An 18,951-nucleotide genomic window follows, 5' to 3' on the forward strand; every position below is an offset into this window, starting at 1 on the left:
ACAGACCGTGGATGACTCAGCCGTCGTCGCCGAGTTTCCGATAGAACGTGCCGACGATCGGCGCGACCACTGCGCGTGGGCTGTATCCACCGGCGACCGACATCGCTTTCGACAGGGTGCCCGGAACCACCCGCATCTTGTTGTGTTCCAGCGCATCCAGGCTCATCTCGGCGACCTTGTCGCTGGAGTGCCACAGGAAGTCGGGGACCATCTTGTCCACGATGGACTGGTTTTCGGGTGCCGGCGTCGCTGTGCGCACCGGCCCCGGCGCGAGCAGGGTGACGTGGACGCCTTGAGCGGACACCTCGCCGCGCAGCGACTCGCTGAAGGTGTTCACGAACGCCTTCGTGGCCGCATACGTGGCGTTGTTGGGGATCGGCATGTTCCCCGCGGCCGAGCCCACCATGAGGATTCCGCCGGAACCACGGTGCACCATGTGCGGGAGTACGGCCAAGGTCAGATCGTGGACGGCGTTGACGTTCAGCCGGACCTGCGCGCGTTCGTACTCCGGGTTGAGGTCACTGACCGGTCCGAAGGTGGCGATCCCGGCGTTGTTGCACAGGATGGAGATCTCGCGTCCGGCGAGTTCGGCACAGAGCACCTCGACCGCAGGTGAATCCGAGAGGTCGACCGGGCGCACTTCGACCGCGATGTCGTGGCTGTCACGGAGCTCGGCGGCGAGGCCCTCGAGGATGTCACCGCGACGAGCGACCAAGACGAGCGAATGCCCGCGCGAGGCCAGTGCCCGCGCCAGTGCCATCCCGATGCCGGATGAGGCGCCGGTGACAACGGCGCGGGCGGACTCGGTCGGCGACGGGACACCCATGTCTGAAGATCCTAGTCGGGCGGTCGGGGGGATCTCGATACACCGGCTCGCTGCGCTCGCGCGGTTACTCGATCGGCGGGGGACACACCCGCTGCGCTCGCGCGGTTACTCGATCGGCGGGGGCCACACCCGCTGCGCTCGCGCGGTTACTGGATCGGCGGGGATACACCCGCTGCGCTCGCCGACATCGAGACCCCCTCCGCCTTGGTCAGGCGATGCCGGCGGCCACCTCGGTGCCCTGCCGGATGGCCCGCTTGGCGTCGAGCTCGGCGGCCAGGTCGGCGCCACCGATGACGTGCGTGGTCACCCCGGCGACGGTCAACGGGTCCACGAGTTCGCGCACCGATTCCTGACCGGCACACACGACCACGTTGTCGACTTCGAGGATGCGGGTCTCGGTGACCTTGCCCTCGTCGTCGTGGAAGCTCAGGTGCAGCCCCTGGTCGTCGATCTTGTCGTAGGTGGCGCCCGAGATCTGTTCCACGCCCTTCATCTTCACCGTCGCGCGGTGCACCCAGCCGCTGGTCTTGCCCAGTGTCTTACCCTGCTTACCGGGCTTGCGCTGCACCAGGTAGACCTGACGGATCGCCGGCAGCGGACGGGGTTTGGTGACGAACCCGGGCTTGTCGCCGTCCTCGGTGACGCCCCATTCCTGCTCCCATTCCTTGAGGTTCAACGATGGGGATTCGTCTGTGACGAGGAACTCGCTGACGTCGAAGCCGATGCCGCCGGCACCGATCACCGCGACACGCTTGCCGATCTCGCGACGGCCGAGGACGGCGTCGGCATACGACATCACCATCGGGTGGTCCACGCCCGGGATGCTCGGAATGCGCGGGGTGACACCGGTTGCCACGATGACGTCGTCGTATCCGCCCTCGATGATCTCGTCGGCGGTGACGCGCTTGTTCAGCACCACGTTCACACCGTTGATCTCCAGTTGACGGGTGTAATAGCGAATCGTCTCACTGAACTCTTCCTTGCCTGGGATGCGGGAGGCGATGGAGAACTGCCCACCGATGCTGGAGCCACCCTCGTAAAGGTCCACTTTGTGGCCGCGTTTGGCCGATGCGACCGCGGCCGACAACCCGGCCGGTCCGGCGCCGATGACCGCGACCCGCTTGGCGCGGCGCGTCGGTCCGAGTAGCAGCGTCGTCTCGCGGCCCGCCTGCGGATTGACCAGGCAGGAGACGTGCTTGCCGACGAAGGCGTGGTCGAGGCAGGCCTGGTTGCAGCCGATGCAGGTGTTGATCTCGTCGGCCCGACCCTCACGGGCCTTGTTGGCGATCTCGGGATCGGCGAGGAACGGGCGGGCCATCTGTACGGCGTCGACGCGCCCACGTTCGAGGATCTCCTCGGCGAGTTCGGCGGTGTTGATGCGGTTGGCGGCGATCAGCGGGATCGACACCTGGTCGCGCAGACGCTCGGTGAATTTCACGAATGCGCCGCGGGGCACCGAGGTGACGATGGTGGGCACTTGCGCCTCGTGCCAGCCGATGTCGGTGTTGATGGCATCCACCCCGTGCTCCTCGGCCTTACGGGCCATGAGCGCGATTTCGTCCCACGTCTGGCCGTTGCGGATGAGGTCGGCGATGGACTGGCGCAGGATGATCGGGAAATCACGCGGCACCTGGCGGCGCATCTCCTTGATGACCTCGACGAGGAACCGCTGCCGGTTCTCCGTTGAGCCACCCCACTTGTCGGTTCGATCGTTGGTGTGCGGGCAGAGGAACTGATTGATCAGGTAACCTTCGCCGCCCATGATCTCGACCGCGTCGTAGCCGGCCTGCCGGGCCAGCTTCGCCGACCGTCCGAAGCTGCGGATGACGTGCCGGATGATCGGCTCGTTCATCTTGAGGTGTTTGAACGGATGGATCGGTGACGGCTCGGAGCCGGCGGCGACCTTGAACGGGTTGTAGCCGTAGCGACCGGCGTGGATGAGCTGCATTGCGATCTTGCCGCCCTCGTCGTGCACGGCCTTGGTGACCCGCTGATGTCGCTTGACCTCCAGGACGTTGGTCATCTTGCCGCCCGCGATGGACAGCACACCGGTACGGCTGGTGGCGAATCCGCCGGTGATGATGAGCCCAGCACCGCCCTTGGCGCGCTCGGCGAAATACGCGGCGAGTTTGTCGATGTCCCACACCCGATCCTCGAGACCGGTGTGCATCGAACCCATGATGAGGCGGTTCGGGATGGTCATCCCGCCGATCTGCAATGGTTCGAACAGGTTGGGGAACTGTTGATTTCGCTCGGCCGTGTGGGCTGACATGGCGTTGCCTCTCGTGTCGGGGTCGTTGCGGGGAGGTGATCGTGGGTCAGGTGGACAGTTCGCGTTCGAGGGCGTCGATGACCTCGTCGCACCAGTCGACGAAGCCCTGCTCGGATCGAATTCCGCCGCGCAGCACCAGGTACTGATGGAGTTTGCGGCCGGTCAGGGTGTCGGGAGCGGGGTAGTACGCCGCCTCGAAGCCGTTGAAAAGGGTCAGTTGGGCGAGATGTTCGTCGCGATGCGCCTTGAGCTCGCCGATGATGGTGGCCAGATCGCCGAATTCGGCGGCGCGCAACTTGACTCCGAGGTCGTTGCGCAGCGGCTGCAGCGGCGTCGGACTCATCGCCCACTCCGCCAGCACTTTCCGGCCCGCGTCGGAGACGGTGTAGACCTTCTTGTCGGGTCGACCGTCCTGGGGAATCGATTCGAAACTCACCAGGCCGTCAGCGTGCAGCTTCTTCAGGGTGCGGTAGATCTGCTGATGGGTAGCCGACCAGAAGTAGCCGATGGATCGGTCGAACTGCTGGCCGATCTCGTAGCCCGTTCCGGGCCGTTCGGCCAGCGACACCAGGATCGCATGCTCGAGCGCCACGATGTGAACCTAGCACTGCACCTACGCACTATGCAACAAAGTTCATATGTGGCCGAATTCTGCCTTCGTGCAGTTCCAGCACCTCGTCGGCGATCTCGGTGACGCGGCCGTCGTGGGTGATGAGGAGGGTGGACCGACCGGCAGCCAACCGCTGCAGCGGCTCGAGGATGCGTTGGGTCGTTGCATCATCGAGGCCGGATGTCGGTTCGTCGAGGATGAGGATCGGTGTGTTGCGCAGGAAGGCGCGCGCCATCGCGATGCGTTGACGTTGTCCGCCGGAGAGGGTCAATCCGTCCTCGGCGAGTGGGGAGTCGTACCCGGCGGGCAAGGCGCTGATGAACGAGTCGGCGTCGGCCGCGATCGCGGCGGCGATGATCGATGCGCGGTCGGCGTCCGGGCATCCGTAGGCGATGTTGTCGGCGACCGTGCCGGTCTTGATTACGGGTTGCTGGGGGAGCAGGGTGATGTGTTCGCGAATCGAGCGGCCGGTGAGCTCCGACAGCGACCGGTCTCCCAGGGTGATGGTGCCCTCATCGGGTCGCTCGAACCGGCAGAGCAGCGACGCGAGGGTGGATTTCCCGGCGCCACTGGCCCCGACCAGCGCGGTGATGGCTCCGGGGTTCAGATCCAGCGACACCCGATCGAGGACCGTCACGCCCGCACGCCGCAGAGTCACCGCGCGCATGGAGATCCGGTGATCGGCTCCCCGATGGGCGACCGCGTCGGGCTGGTCTGCGTCGGTCGGTTCCAGATCGAGCAGTTCGCAGATGCGTTCGGCGCTCACCGTCGCCGACGCGAGCGCGAGCCGGACCTCGGCGAGTTCCTGCATCTTGGGATAGAGCATGCCGAGGTAGCCGGTCAAGGCCAGTAGCGCTCCCACGCTGAGCGCACCTTGGCGGACCTGCCACACCCCGGCGACGGCGATGGCCAGCGTCACCACCACCTGTCCGAAGCCCATCACCGCACCGAATCCGGCCTCGATCCGGGTCTGGGTCAAGCGGGTGCCGAGCCAGGTGACACCGTGACGGTGCAGACGGGCATGCTCGCGGTCCTGTTGGTTGTAGGCGACGGCGGTCTCGTGGCCGGTGATCGCGGTCGAGACGGCCAGCGCGATGTCGGCATTGGCGATGCGTTCGTCGCGGGTGACCAGCGTCTGGCGACGCGAGTAGAGCGCCGACAGTGCCCACAGGACGGGCACCGCGGCCAGCGCCACCAACGCGACCTGCCAACTCATGATGAATGCGGCGACGACCAGGCCGGCGGTGTTCACCGCGGCGATGACGAACTGCATCAGTCCGGAACCCACCAGATACTCGACGGCCTCCAGATCCCCGGTGTGCCGCGTGACGAGGTCCCCGACACCGAACCGGCGGTGGACGACGGGATTGAGGCGTTGGATGTGGGCGAACAGGTTGTCGCGCAGGCGTAACACCACGCGCTCGGAGATCCCGATCGCAGCCACCTGGCCGTAATAGTCGGCCGCGGTGGCCACGGCAGTCACCAGTAACCAGAGGACGGCCAGCGCGCCGAACTGCGTCAGACTGGTCGCGGTGAGTGCACCGTCGATCACGTCGGACAGCACGAAGATGCCGACGATCTCACACCCAGTGGCGATCAGCAGGAGCGTGGCGGCCAGGGCGAAGCGAGAACCCTCGGAGGCAAGCGCGAACGAGAAGCGGTGGAATGCGTCGCGCGCGGTCATCTGGATGCGGCCCTCCCGTGAGTTGCGGCCGGCGGCAACGCCGACCCGAGAAGAACCTAGGCGGCCATCCTTCGGGCCAGCTTCCGCGGAACTGGGAGAACGCTGTCAGCGCCACGTGGCGACCTCTGGGGCTCAGGTCAGCGCCGCCACACCGAGCCAGATGAGCGCCACCACCTTGATCACCTCAAGGGCTACATAGACGAGGTGTGCGTGGCTCCGGGGTCCGGTGCGGCCGGCCAGGACGGCATCCGAGCGCCGGGTCAATCGCGGGCGCACGCCAACGAGTTGGACGGCGAGCGCCCCGACTGCGACACCGGCTGCGACAGGTACCGCCGCAGCCGGGGGATCACCGGCGACCACGGCGACGACGATGGCGACGGCCCACAGCAACTCCACGGCGTTGAGCGCGCGGAACACCAGACGGCCGATCCCCAGCCCGATCGGCAGGGTGACCCCGGGTGCACGGAACTTGAGTGGTGCCTCCAGGAACGAGATTGCCAGCACCATGCCCAACCAGAGGAATGTGCACGCGCCGACGAGGGCGTCCGTGGCGGTCATCAGGACTTCGATCGCAGTAGTTCGGGGCCGAAGGCCTCGTAGTGCACGCGGTCTTCGTCGATTCCACGGGAGAGGAACTCCGCGCGCATCGTTGACAGAAATCCGCCTGGGCCGCAAAGCATCACGTGTGCTGATCGATCCAGCTGCAGGTCATGTAGAGACATCTGGCCGCGTCGTACCGATGCGGAGATGACGTGGGGCGACGCGTTCTCGTACCACTGGACCAGTCGGGCATCGGGCAGCGCGTCGACCAGGGCGGCGAGCCGGCCACGGTGAGGTTGGCGGTCGCGTGAGCGATCCGCATGCAGAACCGTCACCGATCGCGGGTCCCGCGCGTTGGCCATCGCTTCGAGCAGGCCGATGACGGGGGTGCAGCCGATTCCGGCGGAGGCGAGGACCATCGGCGCGTCGTCGTCGGGCAGGACGAGATCTCCGAACGGGGCGCTCACCCGGAGCGAATCACCCTCGAACACCTCAGTGTGCAGATATTCCGAGACCTCGCCGGCCAGTTTCACGCTGATCCGCCATCCGGGTGCGGTCGGCGCCCCGGTCAGGCTGTACTGGCGGATCTGTTGCGCACCGTCGGGAAGACGCACCTGTACCGAGATGTACTGTCCGGGAGTGAATCCCGGCAGTGGTCGATCGTCGGCGCCGATCAGCTTCAGCGCGATCGTGTCCGGTGACTCCTGGGTACGTTCGACGACGCGGACCTCGCGCCACACCTGACCGGGCGCCACGCCGGCGTGGTCGTACAGGTCGTTCTCGGTCGCGATGAGCAGGTCGGCCATGTCCCAATACAACTGATCCCACGCGTCGGCGACCTCGGCGGTCACCGAGTCGCCCAACACCGCCACGATCGCTGCGAACAGATGCTCGTGTACGACGGCGTACTGGTCGCGCGTCACGCCCAGTGACGCATGCTTGTGCGCGATCCGGTCGAGGATGAGACGTTGGCGCCGGATGTCGGGCTCGAGTTGCAGTCCGGCGAAGGCGGCCACCGCTCCGGCCAGCGCCTGGGATTGTTCACCGGTCTGCTGATGCGTTCGGTTGAACAGGTTGTCGCGCAACTCCGGATGTGCCGTGAACAGTCCTTGGTAGAACCGGGTGGTGATCTCGCCGAGCGCGGATTGCACCGACGGCAGACTAGCGGCGAGGGTGCGCCGTTGGGTGTCGGACAACATGGGGACTCCTGTTCCTCGGTGGCGATGGTGCTCAGATCTCGATCGTCAGGGGGTAGTGCTCTTGTCAGCTCTGGGGTGCGTAGTGCTGGTCGTGTCGTCGGGGACTCGTGGTGTCAGCGACAGCAGTACGGCGGCGGTCGGTTCGCCGACGAGGTCGGCCACGGTTTGTTCGTCGAGGCTGGTGAAGAACGCCGTGCGCGCCCGGGCCAGCGCACCCCGCAGCCGACATGCCCGACGCAGCGGGCAGGGTTGGGGCGCTTCGCAATCGACCACCTCATCAGTGCCCTCGAGGCTCTGCGCCAGCCAGCCCACCCGTGCCTCGCGCCCGAGGTCGGTGATCGCCAGGCCGCCGCTGCGTCCCCGACGTGCGTGTACGACTCCCATCTCGGACAGTCGGCCCACCACCTTCGCCACGTGGGTGTACGGCACCGCGAGTTCTGCGGCCAAGGTCTTTGTGGTGAGGACTGTTGGGTCCGAATCGTTTTCACCGGCGACGGCGAGGCGCATCACCACCCGGAGGCCGATGTCGGTGAACCGGGTCAGTTGCATGAATCGAGTAGACCATAATTGGAATACAGGATGCATATTTACTGCGCGTGATGCCGGTCACCTTGCGCGTTGGGCCGCAGGCCGACCCGCCATGCGCCACACTGAGTCCCATGGCGACACCGCACACGCGACCGAGGGGTTTCCTGTTCTGGCAGCGGGTTGAGGGTGGTGGGGTGATCGCCCCGGACGAACGGCTTGGCTGGTCGAAGACCGTGGGGATCGGCCTGCAGCACGTGGTCGCGATGTTCGGCGCGACGTTCCTGGTGCCGGTACTCACCGGCTTCCCACCGTCGACGACGCTGTTGTTCTCCGGGATCGGCACGCTGCTGTTCCTGCTCATCACGCGCAACCGCCTGCCGAGCTACCTGGGGTCGAGTTTCGCGATCATCGCGCCGGTACTCGCCGCGACTGCGTCCACGGGGCAATCGGCCGCGCTCGGCGGCATCGTGGTGGTGGGCGCGCTACTGCTGGTGATCGGCGCGATCGCGCATTTCGCGGGCATCGGCTGGGTCGAGGTGTTGATGCCGCCGGTGGTGACCGGCACGATCGTCGCCCTCATCGGGCTGAACCTCGCACCCACCGCGAAGGCCAACTACGAGCAGGATCCGGTCATCGCCACCGTGGTCCTGGTGTTACTGGTCGCGTCGGTGGTGCTGTTCCGGGGCATGCTGGGCCGACTGGCCATCTTTCTGAGCGTCATCCTCGGCTATGTGATCTCGCTGATTTTCGACAAGGTCGACACCACCGGGATCAGTGACGCGGCGTGGGTCGGCCTGCCGGAGTTCCAGGCGCCGAGTTTCCACCTGTCGGTGATCCCGATGTTCCTGCCGGTGGTGCTGGTGCTGCTGGTGGAGAACATCGGCCACGTGAAGTCGGTGTCGACGATGACCGGCATCAACTATGACCGCAGGATCGGGCGGGCGTTGGCCGCCGACGGCCTGGCCACCGTGCTGGCCGGTAGCGGCGGCGGGTCGGCGACCACCACCTACGCCGAGAACATCGGGGTCATGGCGGCCACCAAGGTGTATTCGACCGCCGCCTACTGGGTGGCGGGCGCGGCCGCGATCCTGCTGGGACTATCGCCCAAGGTCGGCGCGGTGATCGCCGCGGTCCCGCCGGGTGTGCTCGGTGGCGTGACGACCGCGCTCTATGGCCTGGTCGGCATTCTGGGCGTGCACATCTGGGTCACCAACCGGGTGGACTTCGGACGGCCGGTCAATCAGTTCACCGCGGCCATCCCATTGGTGATCGGCATCGCCGACTTCACCTGGGAGGTCGGTGACCTGAACTTCGGCGGCATCGCCCTGGGGGCCGGCGCCGCGCTGGCCATCTACCACTCGATGGCGCTGATCGGCCGGTGGCGGGGGACGGTCACCACCTGACGCGGGCGTGCTCCATCGAGCACGGTCGCTCAGTCCTTGCTGCCCGGTATTCCGATCACGAACCCGATCCCGATGATCACGCACGAGACGAACGCCACGGCCGGCATCACCCACATGTAGTCCATGTGAGGGATGTTACGAGTCGGGCGGTGGCCGCGCGCGGTTTCCGCGGGACAACGGGACCTTGGTCCCGGAAGCGCAGATGTCCACACCGACCGGAGGTCGGCAGGAATGTCACGGTGCGCCCGCGTGAATCTCTTTCAACCACGCAGTGGGCGCACACCGACCGGAGGTCGGCAGGAATGTCACAGTGCCCCCGGCAGGATTCGAACCTGCGACCTAGGGATTAGAAGGCCCTTGCTCTATCCACCTGAGCTACGGAGGCTGATGCCGCCCTGAGGCGGCAGCGTGGGCGAGTATAGCCCGTCCTACAGTTGTCTCATGACCAGCGCAACGCCGACAGTTCCGGCCACGTCCGGCCGGGACTCGATGCGTGAGCAGCGCGGCATCGTCGCGGGGCTCGCCTGGGCGTCGGGATGGTTGGCCGGTCTCGTGGCGATCGTGGTGACGGCGCTGTCGGCGGCATCGGCGGTCGAACTGGCCGGGGTCCCCGATCCTGGGTGGATCACCACCTACGGCGTTGCGGCGGTCACCGCGGTCGGGGAGGTAGCGGCCGCGGTCGCGGTCGGGTCCGCGCTGTTCGCCGCGTTCTTCGTGCCACCCCAGGCCGATGGGGTGCTCGACGTCGGCGGGTACCGGGCGATCCGGATCGCCGCGTCCGCGTCGCTGGCGTGGGCCATCTGTGCGGTGCTGATGATCCCGCTCTCCATCTCCAACGTGAGCGGGCAGCCTCTTTCGGAGACGATGCGGCCGGCCAACCTCATCACCGCGTACTCGCAGGTTGCCGACGCGCGTACCTGGCTGTGGACGGCCGTCTTCGCCCTGGTCGCCGCCGCGACCGCCCGCGTCGTGCTGCGGTGGGGGTGGACCGTCGCGGTACTCGGCATCGCAGTGATGAGCCTGATGCCGATCGCGCTGGCAGGCCATTCCTCGACCGGCGGCAATCACGACCTCGCCACCAACAGCCTGATCCTGCACATCGTCGGCGCGACGGTGTGGATGGGCGGACTCTTCGCCGTGCTGCTCTACGCCTTCGCCGGTGGCCGGTGGCGTGTGCTGGCGGTCGCGCGGTTCTCTCGCGTCGCTTTCTGGGCGATCCTCGTCGTCGGAGTCAGCGGCGTGATCAACGCACTGGTGCGGATGTCACTCGCGGATCTGTTCACCGACGTCTACGGCGCGCTGGTGCTGGCCAAGGTGTCTGCGTTGGTGGTCCTGGGGGCACTCGGCGCGTGGCACCGGCGAGCGACGATCACCCGACTGGCCGAGGAGCCCGCCGAGCGATCTCTGTTCGTCCGGTTCGGGCTCGTCGAGGTCATGGTCTTCGCGATCACTTTCGGACTGGCGGTGGGGTTGTCGCGCACGCCGCCCCCGGCCGGGGAGATCGCCGACATCAGCGCGGTGGAGAACCAGATCGGCTACCGCATCGACGGGCCGCCGACGCTTGCGCGCATCGCGTTCGACTGGCGATTCGACCTGCTGTTCGGCGCCCTGGCGATCGTCCTGGCGGTGGTGTACCTGCGGGGCGTGGTGCGTTTGCGACGACGCGGTGACCACTGGCCGGTGGGCCGCACCGTCGCCTGGATACTGGGCTGCGCGCTGCTGCTGTTCACCACCTCGTCGGGCCTCGGTCGGTACTCGCCTGCGATGTTCAGCGTGCACATGATCGCGCACATGTCGATGTCGATGATGATCCCGGTGCTGTTGGTGCTCGGTGGTCCGGTGACCCTGGCGCTACGTGCTCTGCCGCCCGCCGGCCGAGGTAATCCGCCGGGCCCGCGGGAATGGATACAGTCGGCCATCCACAGTGCGCCGTCGCGGTTCCTGACCCACCCGGCGATCGCCGCGGTCATCTTTGTCGGCAGCTTCTACCTGCTGTACCTCAGCGGCCTGTTCGAGACGATCGTTCCCTACCACGCGGCGCATCTGCTCATGAACGTGCACTTCGTGGTCAGCGGCTACCTGTTCTACTGGCTCGTCATCGGTATCGACCCCGCGCCACGGCAGGTGACGCCGGTGGCCAAACTCGGCATCGTGATGGGTTCGTTGCCGTTCCACGCCTTCTTCGGCGTGGCGCTGATGATGACCAGTGCCGTGATCGCCGAGAGCTACTACCGCGGGCTCAATCTGCCCTGGGACTACGAGCTGTTCGACGACCAGCGCGTGGGCGGGGGGATCGCCTGGGCCACCGGTGAGATCCCGCTGGTGGTGATCATGCTGGCGTTGCTGGTGCAATGGCGGCGCCAGGATGAGCGGCAGGCGCGTCGTTACGACCGTCGGGCGGTGCGTGACCATGACGCCGACCTCAACAGCTACAACGAGATGCTCTCGGAACTCAACAAGCGCAAGTGACCTGTTCGGGACACCCGAGGAGTTGTCCACAGATGTTGTCGCGGTCCCGTTGCGGGGCCACCTCTGGAGAGATGCTGGCTGCAGTCACGCGACGACGTGGCGAGCACCGAACAGAGGAGTCGAGAGCATGTACGAGACCTACACGACCGTCATCGGGACCGTGGTGTCCGATCCACGTCATCGCCAGACCACGACAGGGGAGGCGGTGATCTCGTTTCGCGTCGCCTGCAACTCCCGCCGGATCGACAAACGCACCCAGGAATGGATCGACGGGCCGACGCTGTATCTCACGGTGAGCTGCTGGCGGCGACTGCTGACCGGTGTGTCACAGGCGGTGGCCAAGGGGCGCCCGGTGATCGCGCACGGTCAGATCAAGACCAACGAGTACGTCACCGCGGACGGCGAGCGGCGCGCCGACCTGGAAATGACCGCCACCGCCGTCGGGTTGGACCTGAGCAGGTGTGTGGTGAGTTTCCACGGCGCTCCGGGGCAGGAGCCTTCCACCGACGACACCGCACCACGGCCGGTCGCGACGACCGCCGACGGTGCGGCACCCGACGCGGAGACACGCAGAGCGGCCTAACCTGTGACACCGCGGACGCCCCGCGCCCCCAGCGTCGGGGTGTCCGCGACCGGGGGGTCGTCGGCCCACTAGGCTGGGGACAAGTTGTGCCATCCCGCCGACACGGCCGGATCGACCCCGGAGAGTGCTCACCGTGACCGGTTGCGGGACCGATATCTAGGTCTGAAGGAGACGCTGTAAGTGGCTGAGTTCATCTACACCATGAAGAAGGTGCGCAAGGCGCACGGCGACAAGGTCATCCTCGACGACGTCACCATGTCCTTCTACCCGGGCGCCAAGATCGGTGTCGTCGGCCCCAACGGTGCGGGTAAGTCGTCGATCCTCAAGATCATGGCCGGGCTCGATCAGCCGTCGAACGGCGAGGCCTTCCTCGATCCCGACGCGACCGTTGGCATCCTGCTGCAGGAGCCGCCCCTCAACGAGGACAAGACGGTCAAGGAGAACGTCGAGGAGGGGATGGGCGAGATCAAGGTCAAGCTCGACCGCTTCAACGAGATCGCGGAGAAGCTCGCCACTGACTACTCCGACGAGCTCATGGAAGAGATGGGCAAGCTCCAGGAGGACCTTGACAACAACGACGCCTGGGACCTCGATTCGCAGCTCGAGCAGGCGATGGACGCCCTCCGTTGCCCGCCCGGTGACTCGCCGGTCACCCACCTGTCCGGCGGCGAGCGACGCCGCGTGGCGCTGTGCAAGTTGCTGCTGCAGAAGCCTGACCTGCTGCTCCTCGATGAGCCGACCAACCATCTCGACGCCGAGAGTGTGCTGTGGCTCGAGCAGTTCCTCGCGTCCTACCCCGGCGCCGTTCTCGCCGTCACCCACGACCGGTACTTCCTCGACCATGTCGCCGGCTGGATCTGTGAGGTCGACCGCGGCAAGTTGCACCCGTATGAGGGCAACTACTCCACCTACCTCGAGAAGAAGGCCGAGCGCCTCGAGGTGCAGGGCAAGAAGGATCAGAAGCTGCAGCGCCGACTCAAGGAGGAGTTGGCTTGGGTGCGGTCGGGTGCGAAGGCCCGCCAGACCAAGAACAAGGCGCGTCTGGCCCGCTACGAGGAGATGGCCGCCGAGGCGGAGAAGACCCGCAAGCTCGATTTCGAGGAGATCCAGATCCCCACCCCGCCGCGTCTGGGCGACGTGGTGGTGGAGGTCTCTCACCTCGACAAGGGTTTCGACGGGCGGGTACTGATCAAAGACCTGTCGTTCACCCTGCCGCGCAACGGCATCGTCGGCGTGATCGGTCCGAACGGCGTCGGTAAGACCACGCTGTTCAAGACCATCGTCGGACTCGAGGAGCCCGACTCCGGCAACGTCAAGGTCGGCGAGACGGTCAAGCTCAGTTACGTCGACCAGGGTCGCGCCAACATCGATCCCAAGAAGACGGTGTGGGAGGTGGTCTCCGACGGCAACGACTTCATCGAGGTCGGCCAGAACGAGATGCCCTCACGCGCGTACGTGAGTGCGTTCGGCTTCAAGGGACCCGACCAGCAGAAGCGTTCGGAGGTGCTCTCCGGTGGTGAGCGCAACCGGCTGAACCTGGCACTGACCCTCAAAGAGGGCGGCAACCTGATCCTGCTCGACGAGCCGACCAACGACCTCGACGTGGAAACCCTCGGCTCGCTGGAGAACGCACTCGAACAGTTCCCCGGATGTGCCGTGGTCATCAGCCACGACCGCTGGTTCCTGGACCGCACCTGTACCCACATCCTGGCGTGGGAGGGCAACGTCGAGGAAGGCCAGTGGTTCTGGTTCGAGGGCAACTTCGAGGCCTACGAGGCCAACAAGATCGAACGTCTCGGTGCCGACGCCGCCCGCCCGCACCGGGTTACCCACCGTCGCCTGACCCGCGACTGACCGCTGTGGCCGCGTGTCCCGTCCCGGCGGACACGCGGCGGTCCAACGCGGACCCAGACGGCGTCGGGATCACTACGATCGCAGGAGAGGGACACCCCCGGAGATTCCGGGGTTCCTGCCTCTGCAGCGACGGGGTGAGCGCCGGTGACGAATATGACATCGCTTCTACCGCAAGCGATTGCACGCTACTTCAGTTCGTCGTCGGTGCTCGACGACGCGCAGTTGCCCGACCCGGACACCTTTGACGATGACGATGTGGCGCGCGTGCGGCGGCACCTCGAGATCGCCGAACGGCGAGGCGACCGGGAACGACTGGTCGAGGTCGCCGGCACCGAATCCGGCGGAATCGAGATCGTCGTCGTCAACGACGACATGCCGTTGTTGGTGGAGGCCGTGCTGGCCACGGTCGAGGCGCACGATCTGGTGGTCAGTCGGATCGATCATCCGGTGATCCCGGTGGTGCGGTCATCGGACGGAGTGCTCTCGGACTTCGTCGCCGACAATCCCACCGCGGTGGAGTCGTGGATCTTCGTCGTGGCGTTGTCGCGTCAGCCGGATTTCGATGCCGAGGCCCTCCGCGCCGATCTCGTCGAGGTGATCGGCCGCGTCGCCGATGTGGACCGTGACGCGGCCACGATGCGGGCCACCCTCACCCGGTTGGCCGCCGAGTGCGCGACTGCGCCCATCGCCGGTCGGGGTGGCCTGCTCGCCGGTGACCGTCAGGAGTACGCCCGCCTGTTGGAATGGTTCGCCGGAAATCACTTCTTGCCGCTCGGCTATGCGCAGGTACACACGGACGGAACCGACGTGGGCCCACGGCTCGGTATCTGGCGTACCGATACCGTCACCGCCGACTTCCCGGTGGCCACGCGTCCGCCGCTGCTCCCGGTCGTCTCCCGGGTGTACCTCGAGACCGGCATCCAACGGTCCGATTTCCCCACCCTGTTGCAGATCCCGGCATTTGGCGACGACGGTGCGCAGGTCGGCGAACATCGTTTCGTCGGCACGTTCACGTCCTCGGGTCTGCATCAGACGGTTCTCGACGTCCCCGTGCTGCGGGCCAAGGTGCAGGGTGTGCTCAGCCGCGCTCAGGTCGACGATGATTCCTATGCCGGCCAGGCGATGCTCGAACTGCTGCAGAACTACCCGATCGTGGAGATGTTCGCGTCCACGGACGCCGAACTCAGCCGACGCATCCACGAGATGCTCGACGCCGGTGCCACCCGTTCGCTTCGGCTGTTCGTCCGTACGGACCCGGGCGGCGGAATGGCGTCGGCGCTGGTGTATCTGCCCCGCGACCGCTACAACACCCAGACCCGACTGACCTTGCAGGCAGAACTGCTGCGGGCGCTCGGCGGCACCGCCATCGAGTACACCGCCCGGGTCAGCGAGATGCCGCTGGCCCTGCTGCAGGTACTCGTGCGCGTGGACGCCGACATCGTCCGATCGATCGGTTCGGTGGACACCGGCAGCGAGCAGCACCTGCGCATGCAGGCACGCCTGGCCGACATCATCCGCAGCTGGGACGAACGGGTACGCGAACTCGGGCGCATCGCCGCAGAGTCGAATGAGGCGTCGTGGCCGATCGGCGGTGTCGATGCGGTGTTGCGCATGTTGCCGTCGCTCACCGACGACTACAAGGAACAGCGGAATCCGCGCGATGCCCTGGCCGACCTCGTTCACGTGACGCAGTTGGCGCCGGGTGATGTCACCGTGACCTTGGGGCGGGTCCTCGACGACCTCGACGCCGACGTCGACGTCGACCCGGCAGAGTTGACGTTGGCGGGCGGGGCGGCCGACGGTCGGGATCTGCGGACCGAACGGTGGACCTTCACGCTGTACCTGTGCGATGAGACCGCCACCCTCACCGATGTCCTCCCGGTCCTGCACAGCCTGGGCCTCGACGTCCTCGACGAGCATCCGTATCACCTGATCCGCGGCGACGGATCCTCGTGCTGGGCGTACGAGTTCGGGGTGCGCCTCACCGAGGGCATGACCATCGACATGGGTTCGCTGGCGGACCTGCAGAGTCGGTTCACCGACGCCTTCGAGCAGCTCTGGCGCCGCAACGCCGAGGTCGACGCGATCAACGAGTTGGTCATCCGATGCGGTCTGGACTGGCGCTCGGCGGCGATGCTGCGGGCATACGGCCGCTATCTCCGGCAGTGCGGGTTCTCCTACACCACCACGCATGTCGCCGCGGTTCTCGGTGACCACCCGGCGGTCGCACGCGGGCTCGTCGAGCTGTTCGCCGCATCCTTCGACCCGGATTCGGCCAACGACGATCGCCGCGAGGATGCCCTCGCCACGTTGCGTCGTGAGGTCGGATCCGTGATCAGCCTCGACGCCGACCGGATTCTGTCGGCGTTCGCGGCCGTGGTGACGGCGACCTCACGTACCAACTTCTACGTCTCCGGTGACGACGGAGGACATCAGCCGGTGATGTCGTTCAAACTGCGGCCACGTGACATTCCCCAGGCCCCGCAACCACGGCCCATGCACGAGATCTTCGTCTACTCACCGCGCGTGGAAGGTGTGCATCTACGATTCGGCATGGTGGCGCGTGGCGGGCTGCGTTGGTCGGATCGCCGCGAGGACTTCCGCACCGAGATCCTCGGTCTGGTCAAGGCGCAGGCGGTGAAGAACGCCGTGATCGTGCCGGTCGGCGCCAAGGGCGGTTTCGTGGTGAAACGTCCTCCGGCGGCGACCGACGACCCCACGGCCGACCGGGATGCGTTCCGCGCCGAGGGCATCGCGTGCTATCGCGCGTTCATCGCCGGGTTGCTCGACGTCACCGACAACATCGACCGACAGAGCGGGACGGTTCTGCCCGCCCGATCGGTGGTGCGCCGTGACGGCGACGATCCGTACTTGGTGGTGGCCGCCGACAAGGGGACCGCGTCGTTCTCCGACATCGCCAATGATGTGGCCGCCGACTACCGGTTCTGGCTCGGCGACGGCTTCGCATCGGGCGGATCGGCCGGCTACGACCACAAGGAGATGGGGATCACCGCCCGCGGAGCGTGGGAGTCGGTGAAACGCCATTTCCGGGAGATGGGTGTGGACACCCAGTCGCAGGAATTCACCGTCGTCGGTGTGGGCGACATGAGCGGTGATGTCTTCGGTAATGGGATGTTGCTGTCCGAACACATCCGGCTCGTCGCCGCGTTCGACCACCGGCATGTGTTCGTCGACCCCACGCCCGACGCGGCCGTGTCGTTCGGGGAGCGGGCACGACTGTCCGACCTATCGCGCTCCTCGTGGGCCGACTACGACCCTGCACTCATCAGTCCGGGAGGCGGAGTATGGTCGCGGCACCAGAAATCCATTCCGGTCAGCGGCGAGATGCGCGAGGCGCTGGGACTCGACGGCGACATCACCGAATTGTCGCCGCCCGAACTCATCCGCGCGGTGCTGCTCGCACCGGTCGACCTGTTGTGGAACGGCGGGATCGGCACCTACATCAAGGCGTCGACGGAGTCGGACGCCGAGGTCGGGGACAAGGCGAACGATTCCATCCGGGTGAACGGCGACGAGCTGCGGGTCAAGGTGATCGGGGAGGGCGGCAACCTCGGGGCCACCGAGCGCGGCCGTATCGAGTTCGATCTGTGCGGCGGTCGGGTGAACACCGACGCGATGGACAACTCCGCCGGTGTCGACTGCTCCGACCACGAGGTGAACATCAAGATCCTGCTCGACACCGCGGTGTCGTCGGGCGACCTCGACGCCGGACACCGCAACGAGCTGCTCGACTCGATGACCGGCGAGGTCGCCGATCTGGTTCTCGCCGACAACATCTCGCAGAATTCCGAACTCGGCTTCTGCCGCACCTTCGCGCAGGAACGCGTGGACGTCCACGTCCGCCAACTGGCCGACCTCGCCGACACCCACGACGTCGATCTGCACCTGGAGGCGCTACCCGAACCGGGGGAGCTGGGTAAACGGTTCGCCGGTGAGGCCCGGCGCGGGTTGACCTCGCCCGAGCTCGCCACGCTGATGGCGCATGTCAAGCTGGCGACCAAGGCGGATCTGCTCGACACCGACCTGCCCGACAACGACGTGTTCGACCAGCGGCTGGCCCGATACTTCCCGGTGCCGTTGCGTACCGGATTCAGCGGTGGCATCCGCTCCCATCGCCTGCGGCGCGAGATCGTGACGACGACGTTGGTCAACGACGTCGTGGACAAGGCGGGCACCACTCACCTGTTCCGCCTTCGGGAGGGTGCCGGCGCGTCCACCGAGGAAGGGGTGCGTGCCTACGTCGTGGCCAGTGCGGTGTTCGGACTCGACGAGCTGTTCGATCGGGTGCTGCACGCCGCCGCGCCGGTCACCATGATCGACGAGATGACGCTCTACGCGCGGCGCCTGCTGTTCCGGGCGTCGCGCTGGTTGCTCGCCTTTCGGCCGCAGCCGCTGGCGATGGCCGCCGAGATCACCCGCTACCGAGACCGGGTCACCGAATTGTCGGCGTTGCTGGACAGTTGGATGGGGTCGAGCTCGGCACTCGACGTCGACCGACGGGTGCAGCGCTATCAGGCGTCCGGGGTGGCGCAGGATCTCGCCCACGACGTCGCCATCGGTCTGCACCGCTTCTGTCTGCTCGACATCATCGACGCCGCCGAGATCGCCGACCGTGACCCGGTGGAGGTCGGTGAGGTTTACTTCGGCGTGATGGAACACTTCGGCATCGAGGAACTGTTGACCTCGGTCTCCGATCTCGAATATGGCGATCGCTGGCATGCGTTGGCGCGCTTGGCGCTTCGTGACGATATGCATGGTGCATTGCGTGCCATCACCTTGAAGATCCTGGAGATCGGCGAGCCCGACGAGTCGGCCGGCGAGATGATCGCCGAGTGGGAGTCGTCGCAGTCGTCGCGGTTGTCCCGGATGCGCACGATGCTGACCGACATCAATGAGCTCGCCGATCCCGACCTCGCGACGTTGTCGGTCGCCGCTCGTCAGCTGCGCAGCGTGATCCGCTGA

General features: G+C 66.5%; 12 protein-coding genes and 1 tRNA gene. 5 read left to right on the forward strand and 8 right to left on the reverse strand.

The features are described from left to right. Window positions 1-16: 16 nt before the first annotated feature. From cmrA to OSB52_RS08435, 7 genes are all read right to left on the reverse strand, one after another. Complete coding sequence (cmrA, locus tag OSB52_RS08405; RefSeq protein ID WP_266061239.1) at window positions 17-826, reverse strand: mycolate reductase; 810 nt, start codon at window positions 824-826, stop codon at window positions 17-19. Between the two features lie 208 nt (window positions 827-1,034). Then, entirely contained in the window at window positions 1,035-3,098 is a 2,064-nt protein-coding gene (locus tag OSB52_RS08410) for an NADPH-dependent 2,4-dienoyl-CoA reductase (RefSeq protein WP_266061241.1), read from the reverse strand. A 46-nt stretch (window positions 3,099-3,144) separates the two neighbouring features. After that, the gene (locus OSB52_RS08415) at window positions 3,145-3,690 is read right to left on the reverse strand and encodes a PadR family transcriptional regulator (RefSeq protein ID WP_235722350.1); all 546 of its coding nucleotides are present in this window, start codon (window positions 3,688-3,690) and stop codon (window positions 3,145-3,147) included. A 28-nt stretch (window positions 3,691-3,718) separates the two neighbouring features. Further along, window positions 3,719-5,392: an ABC transporter ATP-binding protein gene (locus tag OSB52_RS08420; RefSeq protein ID WP_235722349.1), complete on the reverse strand. Its 1,674-nt coding sequence runs from the start codon at window positions 5,390-5,392 to the stop codon at window positions 3,719-3,721. Between the two features lie 132 nt (window positions 5,393-5,524). After that, window positions 5,525-5,950 (reverse strand): hypothetical protein, encoded by a 426-nt coding sequence (locus OSB52_RS08425; RefSeq protein WP_235722348.1) that lies wholly within the window; start codon window positions 5,948-5,950, stop codon window positions 5,525-5,527. Continuing rightward, window positions 5,950-7,131, reverse strand: a complete 1,182-nt coding sequence (locus OSB52_RS08430; protein ID WP_235722347.1) for a globin domain-containing protein — start codon at window positions 7,129-7,131, stop codon at window positions 5,950-5,952. Before OSB52_RS08430 ends, OSB52_RS08425 begins: the two co-directional genes overlap by 1 nt. 45 nt (window positions 7,132-7,176) lie before the next feature. Continuing rightward, window positions 7,177-7,680, reverse strand: a complete 504-nt coding sequence (locus OSB52_RS08435; RefSeq protein ID WP_235722346.1) for an RrF2 family transcriptional regulator — start codon at window positions 7,678-7,680, stop codon at window positions 7,177-7,179. Between the two features lie 110 nt (window positions 7,681-7,790). Between OSB52_RS08435 and OSB52_RS08440 the strand changes: the two genes are divergently transcribed. Next, the gene (locus OSB52_RS08440) at window positions 7,791-9,062 is read left to right on the forward strand and encodes a uracil-xanthine permease family protein (protein ID WP_266061247.1); all 1,272 of its coding nucleotides are present in this window, start codon (window positions 7,791-7,793) and stop codon (window positions 9,060-9,062) included. Between the two features lie 311 nt (window positions 9,063-9,373). Here the strand turns inward: OSB52_RS08440 and OSB52_RS08445 are convergent. Then, window positions 9,374-9,447, reverse strand: a tRNA-Arg gene (locus tag OSB52_RS08445). A 56-nt stretch (window positions 9,448-9,503) separates the two neighbouring features. On the opposite strand from OSB52_RS08445, the gene OSB52_RS08450 reads away from it, so the two are divergent. From OSB52_RS08450 to OSB52_RS08465, 4 genes are all read left to right on the forward strand, one after another. Beyond that, window positions 9,504-11,531: a bifunctional copper resistance protein CopD/cytochrome c oxidase assembly protein gene (locus OSB52_RS08450; protein ID WP_266061249.1), complete on the forward strand. Its 2,028-nt coding sequence runs from the start codon at window positions 9,504-9,506 to the stop codon at window positions 11,529-11,531. A gap of 127 nt (window positions 11,532-11,658) precedes the next feature. Next, window positions 11,659-12,114 (forward strand): single-stranded DNA-binding protein, encoded by a 456-nt coding sequence (locus tag OSB52_RS08455; protein WP_266061252.1) that lies wholly within the window; start codon window positions 11,659-11,661, stop codon window positions 12,112-12,114. A gap of 180 nt (window positions 12,115-12,294) precedes the next feature. Next, window positions 12,295-13,968, forward strand: a complete 1,674-nt coding sequence (ettA, locus tag OSB52_RS08460; RefSeq protein WP_266061255.1) for an energy-dependent translational throttle protein EttA — start codon at window positions 12,295-12,297, stop codon at window positions 13,966-13,968. Window positions 13,969-14,121: 153 nt separating this feature from the next. Beyond that, a complete protein-coding gene (locus OSB52_RS08465) occupies window positions 14,122-18,951 on the forward strand; it encodes an NAD-glutamate dehydrogenase (RefSeq protein ID WP_266061257.1) in 4,830 nt (1,609 codons plus the stop codon).

It is taken from the genome of Gordonia aquimaris (assembly GCF_026262595.1).
Lineage (GTDB): Bacteria > Actinomycetota > Actinomycetes > Mycobacteriales > Mycobacteriaceae > Gordonia > Gordonia tangerina.